Annotated in this window: 14 protein-coding genes; 8 read left to right on the top strand and 6 right to left on the bottom strand. The window is 67.6% G+C overall.

Features of this window, described 5'->3' with window-relative positions; all coding sequences use genetic code 11:
* Positions 1–801 carry an RDD family protein gene (locus tag ACR65K_RS08230; RefSeq protein ID WP_056332311.1) on the bottom strand — a complete coding sequence of 267 codons (801 nt, stop codon included), beginning with the start codon at positions 799–801 and terminating at the stop codon, positions 1–3.
* 88 nt (positions 802–889) lie between these two features.
* Here ACR65K_RS08230 and ACR65K_RS08225 point away from each other — a divergent pair, with 88 nt between their 5' ends.
* A complete protein-coding gene (locus ACR65K_RS08225; protein WP_200946196.1) occupies positions 890–1,882 on the top strand; it encodes a stage II sporulation protein M in 993 nt (330 codons plus the stop codon).
* A 124-nt stretch (positions 1,883–2,006) separates the two neighbouring features.
* A complete protein-coding gene (locus ACR65K_RS08220) occupies positions 2,007–3,266 on the top strand; it encodes a TIGR01906 family membrane protein (RefSeq protein ID WP_440152188.1) in 1,260 nt (419 codons plus the stop codon).
* 8 nt (positions 3,267–3,274) lie between these two features.
* On the opposite strand, the gene ACR65K_RS08215 is transcribed toward ACR65K_RS08220, so the two are convergent.
* Together ACR65K_RS08215 and ACR65K_RS08210 are read right to left on the bottom strand one after the other, a co-directional pair.
* Complete coding sequence (locus ACR65K_RS08215) at positions 3,275–5,104, bottom strand: AMP-dependent synthetase/ligase (protein ID WP_440152187.1); 1,830 nt, start codon at positions 5,102–5,104, stop codon at positions 3,275–3,277.
* 67 nt (positions 5,105–5,171) lie between these two features.
* Positions 5,172–6,899, bottom strand: a complete 1,728-nt coding sequence (locus tag ACR65K_RS08210; RefSeq protein ID WP_440152185.1) for a dolichyl-phosphate-mannose--protein mannosyltransferase — start codon at positions 6,897–6,899, stop codon at positions 5,172–5,174.
* Positions 6,900–6,944: 45 nt separating this feature from the next.
* Here ACR65K_RS08210 and rsmI point away from each other — a divergent pair, with 45 nt between their 5' ends.
* The gene (gene rsmI / locus ACR65K_RS08205; protein WP_440152184.1) at positions 6,945–7,820 is read left to right on the top strand and encodes a 16S rRNA (cytidine(1402)-2'-O)-methyltransferase; all 876 of its coding nucleotides are present in this window, start codon (positions 6,945–6,947) and stop codon (positions 7,818–7,820) included.
* Positions 7,821–8,002: 182 nt separating this feature from the next.
* Positions 8,003–9,502, top strand: a complete 1,500-nt coding sequence (locus tag ACR65K_RS08200; protein WP_440152182.1) for an NAD-dependent succinate-semialdehyde dehydrogenase — start codon at positions 8,003–8,005, stop codon at positions 9,500–9,502.
* A 60-nt stretch (positions 9,503–9,562) separates the two neighbouring features.
* On the opposite strand, the gene ACR65K_RS08195 is transcribed toward ACR65K_RS08200, so the two are convergent.
* The 3 genes from ACR65K_RS08195 to ACR65K_RS08185 are packed head-to-tail and all read right to left on the bottom strand — an operon-like array spanning position 9,563 to position 14,673.
* Positions 9,563–12,088 (bottom strand): transglutaminase TgpA family protein, encoded by a 2,526-nt coding sequence (locus ACR65K_RS08195; RefSeq protein WP_440152180.1) that lies wholly within the window; start codon positions 12,086–12,088, stop codon positions 9,563–9,565.
* On the bottom strand, positions 12,085–13,566 hold the full coding sequence (locus ACR65K_RS08190; protein ID WP_440152178.1) for a DUF58 domain-containing protein: 1,482 nt from the start codon (positions 13,564–13,566) through the stop codon (positions 12,085–12,087). Before ACR65K_RS08190 ends, ACR65K_RS08195 begins: the two co-directional genes overlap by 4 nt.
* Before the next feature lie 9 nt (positions 13,567–13,575).
* Positions 13,576–14,673, bottom strand: coding sequence for an AAA family ATPase (locus ACR65K_RS08185; protein WP_440152176.1), 1,098 nt, complete (start codon positions 14,671–14,673; stop codon positions 13,576–13,578).
* A 163-nt stretch (positions 14,674–14,836) separates the two neighbouring features.
* Here ACR65K_RS08185 and ACR65K_RS08180 point away from each other — a divergent pair, with 163 nt between their 5' ends.
* The 4 genes from ACR65K_RS08180 (at position 14,837) to ACR65K_RS08165 (ending at position 19,159) form a co-directional block, all read left to right on the top strand.
* Positions 14,837–15,742 (top strand): TatD family hydrolase, encoded by a 906-nt coding sequence (locus ACR65K_RS08180; RefSeq protein WP_440152174.1) that lies wholly within the window; start codon positions 14,837–14,839, stop codon positions 15,740–15,742.
* A 265-nt stretch (positions 15,743–16,007) separates the two neighbouring features.
* Positions 16,008–17,201 (top strand): resuscitation-promoting factor, encoded by a 1,194-nt coding sequence (locus tag ACR65K_RS08175; protein WP_440152173.1) that lies wholly within the window; start codon positions 16,008–16,010, stop codon positions 17,199–17,201.
* Between the two features lie 111 nt (positions 17,202–17,312).
* Positions 17,313–18,185, top strand: coding sequence for a 16S rRNA (adenine(1518)-N(6)/adenine(1519)-N(6))-dimethyltransferase RsmA (rsmA, locus tag ACR65K_RS08170; protein WP_056332293.1), 873 nt, complete (start codon positions 17,313–17,315; stop codon positions 18,183–18,185).
* A complete protein-coding gene (locus ACR65K_RS08165; RefSeq protein ID WP_056332291.1) occupies positions 18,182–19,159 on the top strand; it encodes a 4-(cytidine 5'-diphospho)-2-C-methyl-D-erythritol kinase in 978 nt (325 codons plus the stop codon). Before rsmA ends, ACR65K_RS08165 begins: the two co-directional genes overlap by 4 nt.
* The last annotated feature ends 4 nt before the right edge of the window (positions 19,160–19,163 follow it).

Genomic DNA, 19,163 nt, shown 5'->3' with positions numbered 1-19,163 from the left:
TCAGCCGACGAACGGCAGCCGCTGGAGCCGGTGTCCCGTCTCCGTGTTCCGCCGGCGTGACAGGGACAGCCTGGTGAACTCCCTGTTCCGCCGTTCGGCGACGACGGCGGCCAGGTAGTCATCGGCGCCCGTGCCCGGCGGTGGGGGCGGGGCTACGTGGGCGGAAAGCTCCGCAGCGATGGCCTCCGCCATCCCGGCCCTGGACAGCGGCGCCATCCGGCCCGCCTGGCGGATGAACTGGGCGGCCCTGCGGGCGGTGGCGTCGGGGATGCGGCCAATGTCCGCCGTTGCAGCCCACGCCTGCAGCTGGGGTGGAACAAAAACGCGGATCGCCTGGTCGGCAGGAACCCGGCTGCGCACGGCGTAGGTGCCAGCCAGAAGGTCGCCGAGCCGTCTGGACTTGTCGTTGAAGAGGGCCACGGCGAGGGCAAGCCCGCCGAACGTCAGGTAGATCTCGAGGAACCCGGTGAGTCCGCGGATCAGTGCATGCCGCAACCGGATGGCGCCGCCGTCTTCACGGACCACCCTCAGGCCTGTGGCCAGTTTGCCCAGCGACCGGCCACGGCTCAGGGTCTCGACGCCCACCGGCACCACCACCAGGCAGAATACGACGGCGGCCAGGCCAAGAGCGCGCGCGGCTGCCTCATCGAGGTCCGCGCCGGCGGCGGACAGGCCAATCATGATCAGTACGAGCAGGACCACGTGGACGACGAGATCAATGGCAAGGCCCAGGGCCCGCGCGGCGAAGCTCGCCGGACGGAGCTCGAGGACCACCGCCTCGCCGGTAATTATCGGGCTCACGCTGCGTCCCTGCCCTTCGCATCTGGTGGTTCGGACGACCACATGGTGCAGACCGTCAAAGTCTAGTGCCTGGCGCTAGGCTGTAGCCGTGGACATGGATGCCTTCGCCGCCGTTAATGCGGACAAGTGGGCGCGCCTGCAGGAGCTTGCCGGAAAAGGCAGGCTCACCGGTGCCGAGGCCGACGAATTGCTGGCGCTGTACCAGTCCACGTCCGGCCACCTGTCGCTGGTCCGTTCCGTGGCTCCGGAAAGCGGGCTCTCCGCTTCGCTCTCGGCCACCCTGGCCCAGGCACGGACCCGCTTTACCGGCGCCCGTTCAAACGCCATGGCAGACCTGTCACGGTTCTTCGTTGTGGCCTTGCCTGCCGCGCTGTACCGGCTGACCTGGCTGACCCTGGCATGCGGCAGCGCCTTCGTGCTCATCGCTGCCGCCTACGCCGCCTGGATCGGGACGTCCCCCGAAGCGCTCCGGGCCGTGGCTTCCGAAACCGCTGCCGCCCAATACGTGAATGAGGACTTCATCAACTACTACTCGGAGAACCCGGCAGCGTCATTTGCCGGTGCCGTGTGGACCAACAATGCGTGGATCAGTGCGCAGGCGGTGGCACTGGGCATCACTGGGGTCTGGGTGCCGATGATCCTGTTCAGCAACGCCCAGGGAGTGGGCATCGCAGCCGGGATTTTCGCGTCCGCCGGCAAATCAGACGTCTTCTACAGCTACATCCTGCCGCACGGCCTAATGGAGCTCACCGCCGTCTTCGTTGCCTCCGCCGCAGGCCTTCGGATCTTCTGGGCGATGGTCTCGCCGGGGCCGCGGACCCGGGGCAGGGCCGTGGCGGAGGAAGGCAGGTCGCTGATCACGGTGGCCCTGGGGCTGGTGGTGGTGCTGTTTGTCTCGGGCCTTGTGGAAGGGTTCGTCACTCCGAGCCCGCTGCCGGCCTGGGCCAGGATCGGCATCGGGGCGGTGGTTCTCGCTTCGTACTGGCTGTATGTCCTGCTGCTGGGCAGGCGGGCTTTCCTGGCCGGGGAGCGTGGCGACCTCCGCAGCGAAGACGCCGGGTACACGGAAATCGCTGCCTGAATCGTTGTAATCCCGCCGGGGTGGTTCCTCGCCCAGCGGAACTTCCGGACGGTAGGCTCGTCTGCAGAATGAATCGCACCGGCTGACTGGGACCGGTGCGGAACCCAACGGAAGTGACGCTGCTGTGAATGACGAGACACCGGCCCGCGCCAAAAGCGCCGCGCCGCAGCCGGAACCTTTCCTGGATACGTCCGGGGATTCCGACGAGCCCGCGTTTTCCTGGCTGACGCCCGCCGCCGGGGACAAACCTGTGGGGAACAAACCCTCGGGGGACAATCCCGCCGCCGGGGACAAACCTGCGGGGAACAAACCCTCGGGGGACAAGCCCGCCGCGGACAAGTCCGGTCCCGGTGGGTCTGCCCCGGAGGAGCCGGACGGGGAGAAAGCCGGACGGAACCTGCCAGCGGCAGGGACCGCAACAGCCCAGCCCGGAAGCCGGGCCGACCGCAAGGCTGCGGAAGCCGCCGTCGGATCCTCCGCGGCCGCCGCAGCCGGCACCGCCCGCACGTCCGCTGGGGGAACGTCCGCCGCGGACCCCTCCCCGGCTGGGACCGGCGGCAGCGCCGGTTCGCCGGTCTTCAAGGAACCCCTTCCCACCTCGGCCCTGCACGTCCGTCCCCCCGAGGAGGAAGTGGAGCGCCGCAACGCCCAGCGCGAAAGCGCCGCCAATGCCAAGCCCGTGGCGCCACGCGTCATGCAGGTCCTGCTGGCCATCATCTACCCGCTGATCCTGCTGATCCTGGCCGTCCGGGCCGTGACCAGCCCGCTGTTCCTCTGGGTGGAGTACAACCGTCCAGGCTTCCCCGGGGACGGGTACGGCTTCAGCACGGACGACAGGATGACGTACGGCTCCTACGCCGTGGACTACCTGAGCAACTGGGCAGGCCCCCGGTACCTGGGCGACCTGGTGCACCGCGGCGGCGAGAAGCTCTTCAAGGACGGCGAAGTCAGCCACATGGCCGATGTCAAAGCGGTCATCCTGTCCACCTTTGGCGCAGGTGCACTGCTGCTCCTCCTCGCGCTGATCGCCATCCTCTACCTGCGCAGGCGCAGCAACGGCGGGATCCGGCGCGGCCTCTTCGCCGGCTCGATCATCACGCTGGCCCTGATCCTGGGCCTCGGTACGCTGGCGGTACTGGGCTGGCAGCAGTTCTTCACCGAATTCCACCGGGTCTTCTTCGCCGACGGATCCTGGACCTTCAGCCTGGACGACACCCTGATCCGGCTGTTCCCCAGCCAGTTCTGGATTGACGCCGGCATCGTGATCGCCGGCCTGGTACTCCTGGCATCCGTCGTGACCCTGGTGCTCACCTGGCCGACGCGCCGCCGCCGCGGCCTGGCGCCCAAGCCGGCACGGGCAGATCAGGAACAGGCAAACCAGTAAGCGCCTGATCAGCCGTAGATGCCGGCGATCTCCGCCTGGAACTCCTGAACGACGGCGGACCGCTTCAGTTTCAGGGATGGTGTCAGGTGACCGGACTCCACGCTGAACTCGGCGTCCAGCAGCCTGAACGTGCGCACCGACTCCGCCTTGGACACCATCTGGTTGGCCAGGTCCACTGCCTCCTGCAGGGCAGCGAGGATGCCCGGGTCAGCCGCGGCTTCGCTGAGGGGGAGCGGCGGCAGCCCGCGCTCAGACCGCCAGTTGGCAACCCCCTCAGGGTCCAGTGTCAGCAGGGCTGACACGAACGGCCTGCCGTCGCCCACCACCACGGCATGCCCCACGAGTTGGTGGCTGCGGATTTTCTCCTCCAACGGCCCGGGCGCCACGTTTTTGCCGCCCGCCGTGACCAGGAGGTCCTTCTTGCGCCCCGTGACCGTGAGGAAGCCGTCCTTGTCGAGTTCCCCAAGGTCTCCGGTGCGGAAGAACCCGTCCACGAACGCCTCGGCGTCCGCCTCGGCATTGGCATGGTAGCCCCGGAAAACGCCGATTCCCTTGACCAGGATTTCACCGTCTTCGGCCACGCGGATGGTGGTGCCCGGAATGGGGATGCCCACTGTTCCCACCTTGGTGCGGGAGGGCGTATTGGCAGTGCACGGCGCCGTGGTCTCGGTCAGTCCATACCCTTCCAGGACGGGAATGCCCACGCCACGGAAGAAATGGGCATCCTCGGAAGCCAGGGGGCTGGCGCCGGACACGGTGTATCCCACCTCGCCACCCAGCGCCTGGCGCAACCGCGGGTAGACCAGCCGGTCGTACACGCCGTGCCTGATCCGGCTCAGCAGGCCCGGGCCCGGGCCCTCGCCGCGGTTGTGCCGGTCCTGTTCGCGTGAGTAGTCGATGGCGGCGGCTGCTGCGGCTTCAAAGAGCCTGCCCTTGCCCGCCAGAGCGGCTTTATGCGCGGCAGTTGCCCGGACTTTTTCAAAGATGCGCGGCACTACCAGCAGGAAGGTGGGCCGGAACGTTCCGAGGTCCTCCAGAAGCTGGGCGGCACCCGGGGTGTGGCCCAGGGTTGCCCCGGCGGTAAGGCATACCACCTGGACGGCGCGGGCCAGCACGTGGGCCAGCGGCAGGAACATCAGGGTGCGGGCCTGGTCCTCCTGCAGGATTTCGGGCAGGAACGCAACGACGTTCCTGGCCACCAAGGCAAAGTTCCCGTGCGTAATCTCGCACCCTTTAGGCTTGCCCGTGGTGCCGGAGGTGTACACCAATGAGGCGAGGTCGGCCAGCCCTGCACGGCTGCGCTGACGTTCCAGTTCAGCGTCACTGACTCCGGTGCCTGCAGCGGTGAGGCTGGCAAGGTCCGGAGCCTCGCCGTCGTAATCCATCCGCACCACGTTGACCAGGCGGTCGCTGAGCTCGGCGGAACCGGCCACCACGCCGCTTACCAGCTGCACTGTGGCGCGGTCTCCGGCAAAGACGCGGCGGACCCCTGCATCCTTGATGATCCACTCCACCTGGCTGGCGGAGGACGTTTCATAGATGGGCACCGTGACGCCGCCGGCGAACCAGATGGCGAAGTCCACCAGCGTCCACTCGAACGAGGTGCGGGACATGACGGCTACCGTGTCGCCGGGCTCCAGGCCGCCGGCGATGAGCCCCTTGGCCAGGGCACTGACGTCCTGGAGGAATTTCTGCGCCGTGACGTCCACCCAGCCGTTGGGGCCCTTCCGGCGGTACAGTGCGTGGGCCGGGTTGGCGGCGTGCTGCTCCAGCAGCAGGTCAGTCACGTTGCTGTTGGCGTCAAGCTCAACCAGCAGTTCCGTGCTCGCTTCTCTCACAGCCGGTCTCCGTTTCCGCTGCCATGCCGCGGCAGCGGCTCCTTCAGGTCTCTGTTGCCATCCTGCCCTAGATCCAGGACGGCATCCACATCCGGACCTTCCAGTCGACGTAGGGGATGACCTCTGCGGCCCAAATCGGGTAGAAGAACGCCGACAGCAGGACTGCCGCCGCCAGGAACAGGACCACCAGGTACATCCCGGAGCGCCGGCGCCACGGGGGGTCCGTGGCCCGGCCCAGGGCCAGTCCCAGGCAGTACACCAGTGCCAGGACCAGGAACGGTTCGAAGGATACCGCGTAGAAATAGAACATGGTCCGCTCCGGATACATGAACCACGGCAGGTAGCCCGCTCCGACGCCGGCCAGCACAGCCCCGGCCCGCCAGTCCCGGCGTCCCGCCCACCAGAAGAGCAGGACCACCAGGGAGATGGCCGCGCCCCACCAAATCAGCGGGTTCCCGACGGACAGGATGGCGGAGGTGCACTTTTCCACGGCACAGCCCGGGGTGCCCTGGGGCGGGGATTCATAGAAGAACGACGTTGGCCGCCCCATCACCAGCCAGCTCCACGCACTTGCCTGGTAGGGGTGCTCGGAGCTCAGTCCCTGATGGAACTTGTACGCTTCGAGGTGGTAATGGACAAGCGACCGGACGGAGTCAGGCAGCCAGCCCCATTCCGTTGAGGGGTTGGTCTCAGCCCAGTGGCGGAAGTAGGCGTTGTCCGACAGGAACCAGCCCGTCCAGGTGGCGGAGTAGACGATTGCTGCCACGGGCACCATGGCGGTGAATGCGGGAATTCCGTCCCGGATCACGCCGCCGCTGATCCAGCCGCGGATGCCCGCCACGCGCCGGGCGTTGAGGTCCCACAGCACGGTGAGGAGGCCGAATCCGGCGAGGAAGAACAGGCCGGACCACTTGGTGCCCACCGCCAGGCCCAGGCAGACTCCGGCAGCCACCCGCCACCAGCGCACGCCCAGCCATGGCCCGGACAGCAGCGCCCTGGCCGGGGGCTGCCCGCCGTTCCCGGCAGCGGTCCGGGCCAGCCGTCCTGCCAGGCGCCGCCGCCCGTCGTCGCGGTCCATCAGCAGGGCGCCGAAGGCGGCAAGGATCCAGAACGTCAGGAAGATGTCCAGCAGGGACGTCCTGGACATCACCAGGTGGTGGCCGTCGACGGCGAGGAGCAGCCCCGCGGCCCCGGCGAGCGGAAGCGAGCGGAACAGTTTCAGGGCGATCAGGGAGACCAGCAGCACCGTGAGGGTGCCGGTGAGGGCTGCGGCGAAACGCCAGCCATAGGGGTTTTCCGGCCCGAAGAGCCACATTCCGGCTGCGATCATCCACTTACCCACGGGCGGGTGGACCACATATTCGGGTGTGTTCAGCAGGACGCCTGGGTTGCCGGCGTTGAAGGAATCATTTGCCTTGTCCGGCCAGCTGCGTTCGTAGCCGCTGATGAGGTATGAGTAGGCGTCTTTGACGTAGTACGTTTCGTCGAACACCAGTTTGTGCGGCACCTCAAGACGGATGAAGCGGAGGAGGCCGCCGGCCACTGCCGTCAGGACCGGGACCAGGACGAACCAGAGCCGGAGCGTCGGTGGATAGTCCCGCCAGGACGTGCCGGCCCCCATCAGCCTTGCCCTCAGGGCCTCGACGGTAAACGCCTCATCAGGCCGGCTGATCCAGGGGCGGGCAACCTTCCCTGCAGGCTTCGTCCCGGTGGCGCCGGTTCCGTCAGGGGATTCCGCCGGGCCGGGCTTTCCGGGCCCCGTGGGCCGCGTCGAGGTCTGCGTCACGAGCCCCATGCTACCTTTTGCGGCTGGAAGACCCGGCGGCAGTAGGCTTGGGAGGTGGACCCCAACCCCAGCTCCCTTTCCGAAACCGCCCCTGCGACCACTGGGCGGATCGTCCTTGCCGCCACTCCCATCGGAAACACCGGAGATGCCTCCGCCCGTTTGGTGGAACTGCTGGGCACCGCGGACATCGTGGCCGCCGAGGACACCCGGCGCCTCCACCGCCTGGTGCAAAGCCTGGGCGTTGCCGTCGCGGGACGCGTCATCAGCTACCACGAGCACAATGAGGCCACCAGGACTTCTGAACTCCTGGACCAGGTGCGTGCCGGCAGCACACTCCTCATGGTCACCGACGCCGGGATGCCGGCGGTCTCTGATCCGGGTTTCCGGCTGGTGGAGGGTGCCATCGCGGCGGGACTTCCCGTCACCGCGGTTCCCGGGCCCTCCGCGGTCCTCACTGCACTGGCGTTGTCCGGCCTGCCCACGGACAGGTTCTGCTTCGAGGGGTTCCTTCCCCGCAAGGCCGGCGAAAGGGCCTCCCGCCTGGCGGACCTTGCGGGGGAGCGGCGCACCATGGTGTTCTTTGAGGCACCGCACCGGCTGGAAGCCATGCTGCGCGCGCTGCGCGAGCGGTTCGGACCGGACCGCCGCATCGCAGTGTGCCGGGAACTGACCAAAACCTACGAAGAAGTGGTCCGCGGCACTGTGGGCGAACTGCTCCAGTGGGCTGAGGACACGGAGGTCCGCGGCGAGATCGCCGTGGTGCTCGGCGGGGCACCGGAACAGGCAGCCGGTACCCCGGAAGACCACGTGGCCGCGGTCAACGAACTGGTGGCCCAGGGCATCCGGCTGAAGGAGGCCGTCGCCGCCGTCGCCGAAGATGTCCGGGTCAGCAAACGGGAGCTCTATTCCGCTGTCCTTGCCGCCCGGTAGCCAGCCCCCAACCCATCTTCCGGTTCCTGTGCAGGTGCACAGCGAGGCTGTGATTCCGCAGTGCGCAACGGCGTAGACCGGGGGAGTGGCCCGCAGTAGTCTGGCTGTTAATCAGCCCCATGATCCCGGTCACTTCGGCCGCGGCCACGGGCTGCCACAACCCTACTGACGAGGGAGTCATCGTGACTGTCACTGCACAGCCGGCTGTTACCGCCGAGCGCGAAACCCGGCTTTTGGCCTCCGTTCCCACCGGGCTGCTCATTAATGGTGAGTGGCGCGACGCCGCATCAGGCAAGACGTTCGACGTCGAGGATCCCGCCACCGGGAAGGTGCTGCTGAGCATTGCCGACGCCGGTCCCGAGGACGGTGCGGCAGCCCTGGATGCTGCCGCAGCCGCCCAGGAGTACTGGGCAAAGGTCCCGCCCCGCGAACGCGGGGAAATCCTCCGCCGGGCCTTCGACCTGGTGACCGAGCGCGCAGAAGACTTCGCCCTCCTGATGACCCTGGAAATGGGCAAGCCGCTGGCCGAAGCCCGCGGTGAAGTGACGTACGGTGCCGAGTTCCTGCGCTGGTTCTCCGAGGAAGCTGTCCGTGCCTTCGGACGCTACTCGGTCTCGCCCGACGGCAAGTCCCGCCTCCTGGTGACCAAGAAGCCGGTGGGCCCCTGCCTGCTGATCACCCCCTGGAACTTCCCGCTGGCCATGGCCACCCGCAAGATCGCGCCGGCCGTCGCCGCCGGCTGCACCATGGTGTTGAAGTCGGCCAACCTGACGCCCCTGACATCCCAGCTGTTCGCTGCCGTCATGCAGGAGGCAGGCCTGCCCGCAGGTGTCCTGAACGTCATTCCCACCTCCACGGCGGGGGCCACCACCGGGCCGCTGATCAAGGACTCCCGCCTGCGCAAGCTTTCCTTCACCGGCTCCACCGAAGTGGGGCGGCGCCTGCTGGCAGACGCGTCCGAAACCGTGCTGCGGACCTCGATGGAACTGGGCGGCAATGCCCCGTTCCTGGTCTTCGAGGACGCAGACCTGGACGCTGCCGTGACCGGAGCCATGCTGGCGAAGCTGCGGAACATGGGCGAAGCCTGCACCGCAGCAAACCGCTTCATCGTTCACGAGTCCGTTGCCGGTGAATTCGCGGAGAAGTTCGCCGCGAAGATGAAGGAGATGACCACCGCCCGCGGCACAGAGCCGGAGTCCAAGGTGGGTCCGCTGATCGACGCCAAGAGCCGGGACAAGGTCCACGAGCTCGTTTCCGACGCCGTTGCCTCTGGCGCCAAAGCCGTCCTGGGCGGCGGACCGGTGGAGGGTCCTGGCTACTTCTACCAGCCCACCATCCTTTCCGGCGTCACCGAAGGCACCCGCATCCTGTCCGAGGAAATCTTCGGTCCCGTGGCGCCGATCATCACCTTCAGCAGCGAGGACGACGCCGTGCGGCTGGCCAACAACACCGAATACGGGCTGGTGGCCTACGTCTTCACCAAGGACCTGAACCGCGGCATCCGGATGGGCGAAAAGCTCGAGACCGGCATGCTGGGCCTGAACGCAGGCGTCATCTCCAACGCCGCCGCTCCCTTCGGCGGCGTGAAGCAGTCGGGCCTGGGCCGCGAAGGCGGGCTGGAAGGCATCGAGGAATACCTCTACACGCAGTACATCGGCATCGCCGACCCCTACGCCGGCTAGTTCCGGCGGTTACCCAACCCTCATGTGCCGGCCGGGGCTTCCCCGGCCGGCACAGCCCGTTCAGCCCCGCCCGGTCCTGCTGCCGCCGTCGGCCGCTCCTGCCCCGGAACGCCCTCCTGTGGTCGGTTGCACCGGCTTCACCAGCCGGAAACTGGCGACAGCGTGCACCGCTTTGCGGATGGCCCTGCCAGCCGCACTGAACGGCATCCGGAGCAGCAGGCCCAGCCTGCGGGTCACCGACGGCGGAAGCCAGGCCGCTGACAAGCGCCTGGGCAGGGTGGCGTTCGCCCGGAGGGAAGCTTCCACGGCCGCCACACCGGCAGCAATGTCCTCGCCGGCGGGGCCGGTGTCAGGGGCGCCGGCGCCGCCCGGACGGCCGTACCGGTACTGTTCGAACGCCGACGTGAAGGATGACACTGCGTGGTGCGCGTCCTGGTCCATGCCGCCGGGCTCGCCCAGCAGTTCAGCACGGAACCGGGCTGAGTAGGCCCTGGGGGTCTCGCTGTCCGCGGCGGGCAGGCCGTAATCGGTGCCAAGATCCCTGATCTCATTCCATGCCAGCGCGACTGCCAGGCCCTGGTCCTTTGGACGCAGCCGCCGTGACCTGGTGCCTAGGCGGACCAAGTGCGGGGCAGCCGCCAGGAGAACAAGGCCCAGCACGGCGGACGCACCCAGGAGCCAGGGCGTCAGTTGCGCGCCCTCGCCGGTGCTGCTGCCGCCGGAACCGGGGACGGCCTGCGCGGTGGCGCTGGGGGATGCGGCGGGAACCGGTGCCGTGTCCGGAATGAGTCCGTCGTTGTTTCCCAGGGAATCCGGAACGGAAGGTGCGGAGGCCTCGGTGGCATAGTCCGGGACCACCCCGCGCGATGGCGTTGGCTCGAACGGCACCCAGCCCAGGCCCTGGAAGTACAGTTCCGGCCAGGCATGGGCGTCGCGCGCATCCGCCTCATATTCCGGGAGGGCGCCCTGGCCGGACACGGTTACGGTGGCCCCGGTCAGCCGGCCGGGGGCATAACCCACGGCGATCCTGCTGGGGATGCCTTCGAGCCTGGCCATCACCGCCATCGCCGAGGCGTAGTGGATGCAGTAGCCGCTCTTTTGCTGCAGGAAGTCAGCCAGGACGGAAAGGCCGTTGCCGTCGTAGCCGCCCTGCACCGGAGACTGCAGCGAGTACGTGAACTCGGACGAGCGCAAGTACTTCTGGATGGCCATGGCCTTCTGGTAGGGCGTCCCCGCAGCTCCAGTCACGGTCCGGGCAGTGTTCTTGACGATGTCAGGGACGTTGCCCGGAATCCGGGTGAAAATGTCCGGAATACCCCGCACCGGCGCTGAGGACTGGGCCAGGAGCACAGCGGAAAGCTTGGGTACTGCCGAGGTCACCAGGTACTCCTGCCTCCGCGTGGTGGTGTCGGTGCCTTTGATGCTCAGGGTGGCAGGATCCCACGTCCATTGACCGCCCAGCCCGCGGATGGTTTCGGGCGGGTACGGGACCGGCAGGTAGGGGCTGGTGAAGGCTCCGGCGTCGATGGCTGTCACCAGCCGCACCTGCTCATCGGCCAGGACCGCGTACCCGGGGTCGATCCGGCCGTCAAGGGGCACCCGGGACGCGGTGCGGTCGTCCGGTCCCCACGAATCGCCGTCGAAATTGTCCACCGTGACAGAGCGCAGGTAGAGGGGGTTGGGCGAATTGGTGGCGTAGGTGATCCTGCCGCTTCCGTCCGGCGTGCGGAGGCTGCTTCCCAGGGTGATCATCGGGTTCAGGCCGGTGGAGGCGCCCCACGGATTGAGCCGTGAGCCCTGCGGGAACGTGCCGCGGTCGAACCCCGGAATTGCCAGGGGCAGCAGCAGAGTGGCCACCAAGGCAACCGCGCCCGTCAACATTGCCCTGCGCAGCAGGCCGGGGCTCCTGGCCGAGGCGCCCTGCAACCTGCCGCCAGGTGCAAACCACTGGCTGCAGGCAAGGATCAAGAGGTATCCCGCCACGGTGGCAACGAAACTCCACACCCCCACACTCTGCGGCTTGATCATGGCCGGAACCACCAGCAGGGCAAGCAAGCCGGTGCCGGAGGCGGCCGGCATCCCCAGCGGCACCGAGAGTGCGTCGACCAGGATGACCGCCAGGCCAAGCACCGCGCAGACCACCATGACGATCCCGGCGTTGGGTGCCACGGGGGCTGTCTCTGCCAGGACTGTCTCGCTGGCCCGCCGGATCAGCCGGTCCAACTCGGGGACGGTGGCGCCGGTGGGGACAAACCAAAGGAAACTGGAGCTGCGGAAGAACGTCAACGTCAGGACGGCGCCCAGTGCCAGGAATCCGCCTGCGGTGACCAGCAGGGGCTGGGCGCGGACGGAACGCAGGACGGCCAGGGTGAATGCCACCACCAGCACCGTGGTCATCACCGGCCAGTACCAGTTCCAGCCGCGCAGGACACCATTCAGGGACAGGGCGGCCCCGCAGACAGCCACCGTGATGGATGCCGCCATGGCCCATGGATAGGCGCCCGCACGCATCCGGCCCGCGGGCATCGGAGGACGCGGCTGTGTCTCGTGACCGGCCCCCGTTGGCCGGGCCGGCGCCATGGTCATGTGGCCACCCCCGCTCCGCGTCGGACCTCCGATGCAGGAGAGACCGGCAGCGCCGCATCCTGCTCCAACTGGCCCCAGGCGACGGCAAGCCGGGTGGTCGGCGCAACGGCCAGCGCCCGCCAGCCGCCCTGCCTCAGCACCTCCAGCACGTCCTGGAAATCCGTGGGCCGTTCCACCGCCAGGATGGCGAACGAGTTGGTGCCGTACGCTGCGGCGGGTGCCAGTTCGGCGGCCTCCTCGGCGGTAATGCGTCCCAGCACGGCGATCAAAGGCCCCCGCATCCGGTGGGCGGACAGCTTGTCCATCAGCTGGTCATCAAAGGCCGGAGACCCCTGTTCCGCACCTGCCGGCGTCCACACCCCCGGATCGCCCCTGCGGTCCGCGTGCCTGGCCGGGGCCTCCCGGCGGATGGCGTCCCGAAGCAGTCCGTCCCGTCGGGGGTGGGCCGGCCCGGACAGGTGGATTGCGGCCAGGCTTTCGGCTATTGACTGCAGGCCGGATGCCCCGCTGAATTCCTCCGTGGCCGGTTCCGGGGCCGATGGCGAGTGGAGGAACGCCGGTTCCCCCCCGGTATCCAGCAGCCGAAGACTGTAGTTGCGCTCGGCGAGGTGCGCGCTGACGGACATGGCGGCAACAACAGACCACTCGAAGGTGTCGCTGGTGGCCGGTGCATGCGCCTCCGGCTCGGGCAGGCCCGGCATTGATGTGCCGGGGCCGCCACTAAAGGCACCGGCCCGGTGGTCCAGGATGATGGTGGCCTCAGGAGTGGTGACCGACTCCTCCTGCCGGACCATGAGGGATCCGTGCCTCGCCGTGGCGGGCCAGTGGACCCTGCGCATCGGGTCCCCGTGGCGGTACTCACGGGTCATGATGTCGTCATCGCTCGGGTTCGCCCGGACGCGGGTGGCGGTAACGCCGTCGCTCCCGCGCGCTCCCGCCAGCCCGGTGGCGGGCAGGACGACGGCGGCAGGCGTCACGGTGAGGACGTCGCCGTCGTCGATGGCCTGGCGGTGCAGGGAGAGGCCGAAGGGGTCGGTGAACTCGGCTGTCACGGGCCCGATCCTGAACTGCCCCCGGTGCCTGGACGTGAGGTGGTACTCGTAGCGGCTTGTGCCGCCGGTGGCGGAACGGGACGGGAACCAGAAGGAAGGTGCCTGGCCGAAGTGCGCCGGCAGGCGCTCCTCCATCGCCACGCGTCCGCTGCCCGGCCCCGTCCTGGCCACGGCAAGGTGCACCGTTGCCGGGGCTGAGGCTTCCACGGGGGAGGGGTTGAATTCGCGGTAGACGCGGAAGCGCGGCTTGACCAGCCGGATGCCGGCAAGGGAAACCAGCGGCAGGACCAGCAGCAGCAGGGCCAGCGTCAGGAGGTCGCGGCGCCCCATGACCTGGGCAGCTGCCAGCGTGAACGCCCCGGCTGCGAGCATGCCCCAGCCGCGCAGGGTGAACAGGTGCCGCGGAAGCTTCTCCAGCAGGGCCATGGTCCGCGCCTAGCGGTTCCTGCTGCCGGCGGCCGCGGCCCGGTTGGGCTGCCCGTTCTGGGCCTGGGGCACGGGCAGCCGGGACAGGATGCCCCGCAGCACGCTGTTTGGGCTCTCGCCTGCGCCCGCCGCCTTCCGGTCAAGGATGATGCGGTGCGCCAGGACGGACTCGGCCACGTCCCGCACATCGTCCGGCAGGACAAAGTCGCGTCCGTCAAGGGCGGCTGTGGCCTTTGCGGCGCGCAGCAACTGCAGCATGGAGCGGGGACTGGCGCCCAGCCGCAGCAGCGGGCTCTCCCTGGTGGCCCTGCCCACTGACACCGTGTATTCCTTGACGGCTTCCGAGACATAGACCTGCTGGACGGTGGCGGTCATCGCCGCCACGTCCGCCGCGGTGACGACGGGGGAGACGTTGGCCAGCGGCGAGACCGCCTGATGGGTTTCGAGCATTTCGATCTCTGCGGCCTTGTCCGGGTAGCCCATGGAAATCCGGGCCATGAACCGGTCCCGCTGGGCCTCGGGCAGGGGATACGTGCCTTCCATTTCAATGGGGTTCTGGGTAGCAACCACCATGAACGGCTCGTCCAGCTTGTAGGACGTACCGTCCACCGTAACCTGGTGCTCCTCCATGCATTCCAGCAGGGCGGACTGGGTCTTGGCGGATGCCCGGTTGACTTCGTCGCCGATGACGATGTTCGCGAAGACCGCACCCGGCCGGAATTCGAAGAGCCTGGAGGCCTGGTTGTAGATGGAAACGCCGGTGACGTCGGAGGGCAGCAGGTCCGGGGTGAACTGGATGCGGTTGACGGTGCAGTCGATGGTCCGGGCGAGGGTTTTTGCGAGCAGGGTCTTTCCGACGCCGGGCACGTCCTCCACCAGCAGGTGGCCCTGCGCGAGCAGGACTGTGAGCGCCAGCTTGGCGGCATCGGATTTGCCGTCGATGACCGTGTTGACCGTGGTGAGGATGCGCTGCGCCGCGGCGTGGAAGGACCCCGAATCCATGGCCGCCGGCCGGTGCCCGTTCAGGTGGCTGACGGAATCGGCGACGCCGGCCAGGTTCAGGTTCGGTGCGCCGGCATTGTTGGCAGTGCGTCGGTGGGGTTCCATCGGCAACCTTTCAGCCCGGGGTTCACCTGGACGGGACAGCAAGCCTGCCTTCGCCCCTTGGTGGGCGTGCGCGTGTGTTCGTTCCAGACTACTAACACAACTGCCGTGCCTGACAGAGAGTTCCGGGAAATATAGGGGTACCTTCGGCCGATAGTGTGGGTGGATGTGCAATTCCTCGATTCCCGCCGCCTACCGGGTGCCCGCCGACGGGGGGACTCCGGACCCTGACGCTCCGCGCCGGAAGAATTTCCCGCCCGCGCCCGAGCCCCTGCCGGTACCGGTCATGGACAACCACACCCACTTGGATTTCCCCGAAGGAAAGGGGCCCGTAGGGATCAAGGCTGCGCTGGATGCCGCGGCGGCCGTGGGGGTGCAGGGCGCCGTCCAGGTGGGCTGCGACCTGGAATCCTCACGGTTCACCGTAGAGGCGGTGGACCAGGATGAACGGCTCCTGGGGGCTGTGGCCCTGCATCCCAATGATGCTCCGCACTATGCGGCCCGCGGTGAACTGGAAACTGCCCTTGCCGAGATCGAACGCCTGGCCACGCATCCCCGGATCCGGGCCATCGGCGAAACCGGGCTCGACTTCTACCGCACCCAAGGTGAGGGACTGGGCCACCAGGAGTATTCATTCCGCCGGCACATCGACATTGCCAAACGCCTGGACCTCACCCTCCAGATCCACGACCGGGACGCGCACGGCGACGTGGTGCGGGTGCTCCAGGAAGAGGGGGCACCGGACAGGGTGGTGTTCCACTGCTTCTCCGGTGACGAGGACCTGGCGAAAACCTGCAACGAACAGGGCTGGTGGATGTCCTTTGCCGGCACGCTGACGTTCAGGAATGCCACGAACCTGCGCGCTGCGCTCGCCGTGGCGGACCGGGAGCTGCTCATGGTGGAAACGGATGCGCCGTTCCTGACGCCGCACCCGCACAGGGGACGTCCGAACGCCAGCTATATGGTCCCGTACACGGTCCGGAGCATGGCAGAATTGACAGGCTCCGACCTGGCTGGACTATGCACTGCGATCAGTGAAAATACCGTGCGGGCATACGGATCCTGGGACTGAGGTTCCTTCCGGCGTTGGCTGCTTGATGCATATCTGGTATGCATAAATGTTGGCTGCTTTATAACGCTACGGTTACAGTGGGTAACTATTAGCCGGGGTCGGGGAAGGCCAACGGGTAATTTCACTCCAGTTGCAGCCGGCCCGGCCTGTCCAGAATCCCAGAATCCGGCCATGCCGCTGTGCGGAGTGTGGCGGCGCACTGGTGCCCGGACCGTCCTTTTCAAGGTTGCTCCGGGCATTTTATTGCGCGTTTCCCCGTGCCCGGATGGACCGAGAGTTACGGGCAATCGTGATCAAGTTCTTCACATCGGACGGCAAGTTCAGCTATATCAAAGTTGGTGCCCAGCTGCTGGTGCTTTGCGGCCTGGTCGCGGGCCTCGTAGCCTTCGTGGGCAATAACAAAACAATCACGCTCAACGTGGACGGCAAAGCGTCGTCCGTGCAGTCCTTTGGCGGAACAGTGGAACAGGTGGTCAAGACCGCCAACCTGGAACTGAAGCCCGGCGACCGCGTATCGCCTTCCCTTGACGCGACCGTCCACAACGGCACGGTCATCAACATCAACCAGGCCAAGGAAGTCAAGGTCAGCCTTGACGGGGCTGAAAAGACGGTCAACACCACGGCCCAGGATGTCGAAGACCTGGTGACCGAACTCGGCGTCGCCAGTGCCTCGTCTGTTTCGGCCCCCAAGGATGCCACCCTCTCGCTGGCCGGTTCCTACGTTTCGATTTCCACCCCGAAGACCGTCAGCATCGTGGCTGACGGCAAGGTGAACACGGCCACCACTACTGCCCTTACCGTTGGCAAGGTACTTGAAGATTCCGGTGTGACCCTCGGCGCCAACGACCGCTCCTCGCAGCCGGCCAACGCCAACGTGGTGAACAACATGGTCATCAAGGTGTCCCGCGTTGACACCAGCCAGACGGCCGTCACCAGTGAAGGGGTGCCCTTCGAGACCGTTACCGTCGAAAGCGCGGACATGCTCAAGGGCGAGAAGGAAGTGACCCAGGCGGGCGCTGCCGGCAAGCTTGAGCGTACCTTCAAGCTGGTGCTCGTGGACGGACGCGAAGCTTCCCGTACCCTGGTCTCGGAAAACGTGGCCGTGCAGCCCGTAACTGAGAAGGTCACCGTCGGCACCAAGGCCAAGCCTGCTCCGCAGGCCGCACCTGCGGCACCTGCCGGCGCAAACACCGGAGCGGCAGCACCGGCCATGATGAATGAAGCCATGTGGGACAAGATTGCCCAGTGCGAGTCCACTGGAAACTGGAGCATTAACAGCGGCAACGGCTACTACGGCGGTCTCCAGTTCGACATCCGCACCTGGATCGGAGCCGGCGGCGGTGCCTACGCCCCCAACGCCAGCCTGGCCACCAAGGCACAGCAGATCGACATCGCCAACCGCGTTTACGCGCAGCGCGGCCTGTCGCCCTGGGGCTGCGGCTGGGCAGCAACCAGCTGATCCACAGCCCAAGCTCATACTCAACGGCCGTGGCCGGGCCCGGGTACTCCGGGCCCGGCCACAGCCGTTAATCCGGCAGGGCAGGGGTGCCGCGCGGGATAGGATACCTAGGTGACTGAACCGATCCCCGCCGTGCCCGCACCGTTGTTCGGTGCCTCCGACATACGCCGGATGGCAGAGGAAATCGGCATCAGGCCCACCAAGACCCTGGGCCAGAACTTTGTGATCGACGGCAACACGATCCGGCGGATTGTGGCCGCAGCGGGCGTGGGCCCGGACGAAACGGTGCTCGAAGTCGGTCCGGGTCTGGGGTCCCTCACCCTGGGGCTGCTTGACGCGGCAGCGGCAGTTGTCGCCGTCGAAATCGATCCCGTCCTTGCAGCAAAGCTGCCGGAAACCGTGCAGGAATGGCGGCCGGCCGCCGTCGACGCCTTCCACCTGGTCCACGCCGACGCCATGAAGGTCACCGAGCTGCCCGTGGAGCCCACGGCCCTCGTGGCCAACCTGCCCTACAACGTGGCGGTTCCGGTGGTGCTGCACCTGTTGCAGCACTTCCCCAGCCTGCGCCACGGCCTGGTGATGGTGCAGGACGAGGTGGCTGACCGGCTGGCCGCCGGCCCGGGCTCCAAGACCTACGGAGTGCCGTCGGTCAAGGCCGCCTGGTACAGCCAGATGCGCAAGGCCGGCGTGATCGGCATGAACGTTTTTTGGCCGGCCCCGAAAATCCATTCCGGGCTGGTGGCCTTCACCCGCCGCGAACCGCCGGCAACCACGGCCACGCGTGAGCAGGTGTTTGCCGTGGTGGACGCTGCGTTCGCCCAGCGCCGCAAGACGCTCCGGGCGGCCCTGGCCGGCTGGGCCGGGGGAGCCCCGGAAGCGGAGCGCTGCCTCCTCGCAGCCGGCGTCGACCCCACCGCACGCGGCGAGGTCATTGACATTGCCGCGTTCGCCAGGATTGCCGAAGCCAGGGAAAACCGCCCGTGAGCGCGGGACTTGAAAGGGCAGGCAGAGGGCGGTTCGCCGCCAGGACCGTCCGGGTCAAGGCGCCCGGCAAAGTCAATGTCTCCCTGGCCGTAGGGCCGCTCCGGCCCGATGGCTACCACTCCGTTGCCAGCGTCTATCTCGCAGTGTCCCTCTATGAGGAAGTGGCAGCGACCAGTACCGCTGCCCCCGGCATCACCATCAGCCTCAGCCCGGAAAGCACTCTGGACCTCGACGCCGTCGACATCCCCCTGGACGGCAACAACCTGGCCTATAAGGCGGCAGCCATCATGGCTGACGTCTCCGAGCACGCCACGGGCGTGCATCTGGAAATCACCAAGCGGGTTCCGGTGGCCGGCGGGATGGGCGGCGGCTCCGCCGACGCCGCCGCCACGCTCCTGGCCTGTGATGCGCTCTGGAACAGCGGGCTGTCACGGGAGGAACTGGCTCACCTGGCGTCCGAACTGGGGGCAGACGTCCCCTTCTCGCTCCTGGGCGGGACCGCCGTCGGCCTGGGCCTCGGCGATGAACTGTCCCCGGCACTGGCCAAGGCGCAGACCCACTGGGTGCTGGTGGTGGCCGACTACGGCCTGTCCACCCCGGAGGTGTACCGGACACTGGACCGGCTGCGGGCGTCCGAAGGGGTCGATGCGGGTGAGCCCACAAGCGTGGATCCGCAGATCCTGACGGCGCTGCGGGGCGGGGATGCCGAATCGTTGAGCCGGGTGTTGGTGAATGACCTGCAACGGGCTTCCATTGAATTGTCGCCCGCCCTGCGCGATACGCTGGGAATCGGCGAATCCCATGGGGCCATCGCAGGAATCGTTTCCGGTTCCGGCCCCACCGTGGCTTTGCTGGCTGATGACTCCGTTGCGGCGGAGGCGCTGGCGGAGGACCTGCAGCACTACGGCCTGACAGCCCTCCCCGTCCACGGCCCGGTCCCGGGCGCGCGCATCATCTCTGACACCCTCCTTTAAAACG

This window comes from Arthrobacter sp. SAFR-179, assembly GCF_059414945.1.
This window is presented reverse-complemented; position numbering and strand designations above follow the sequence as displayed.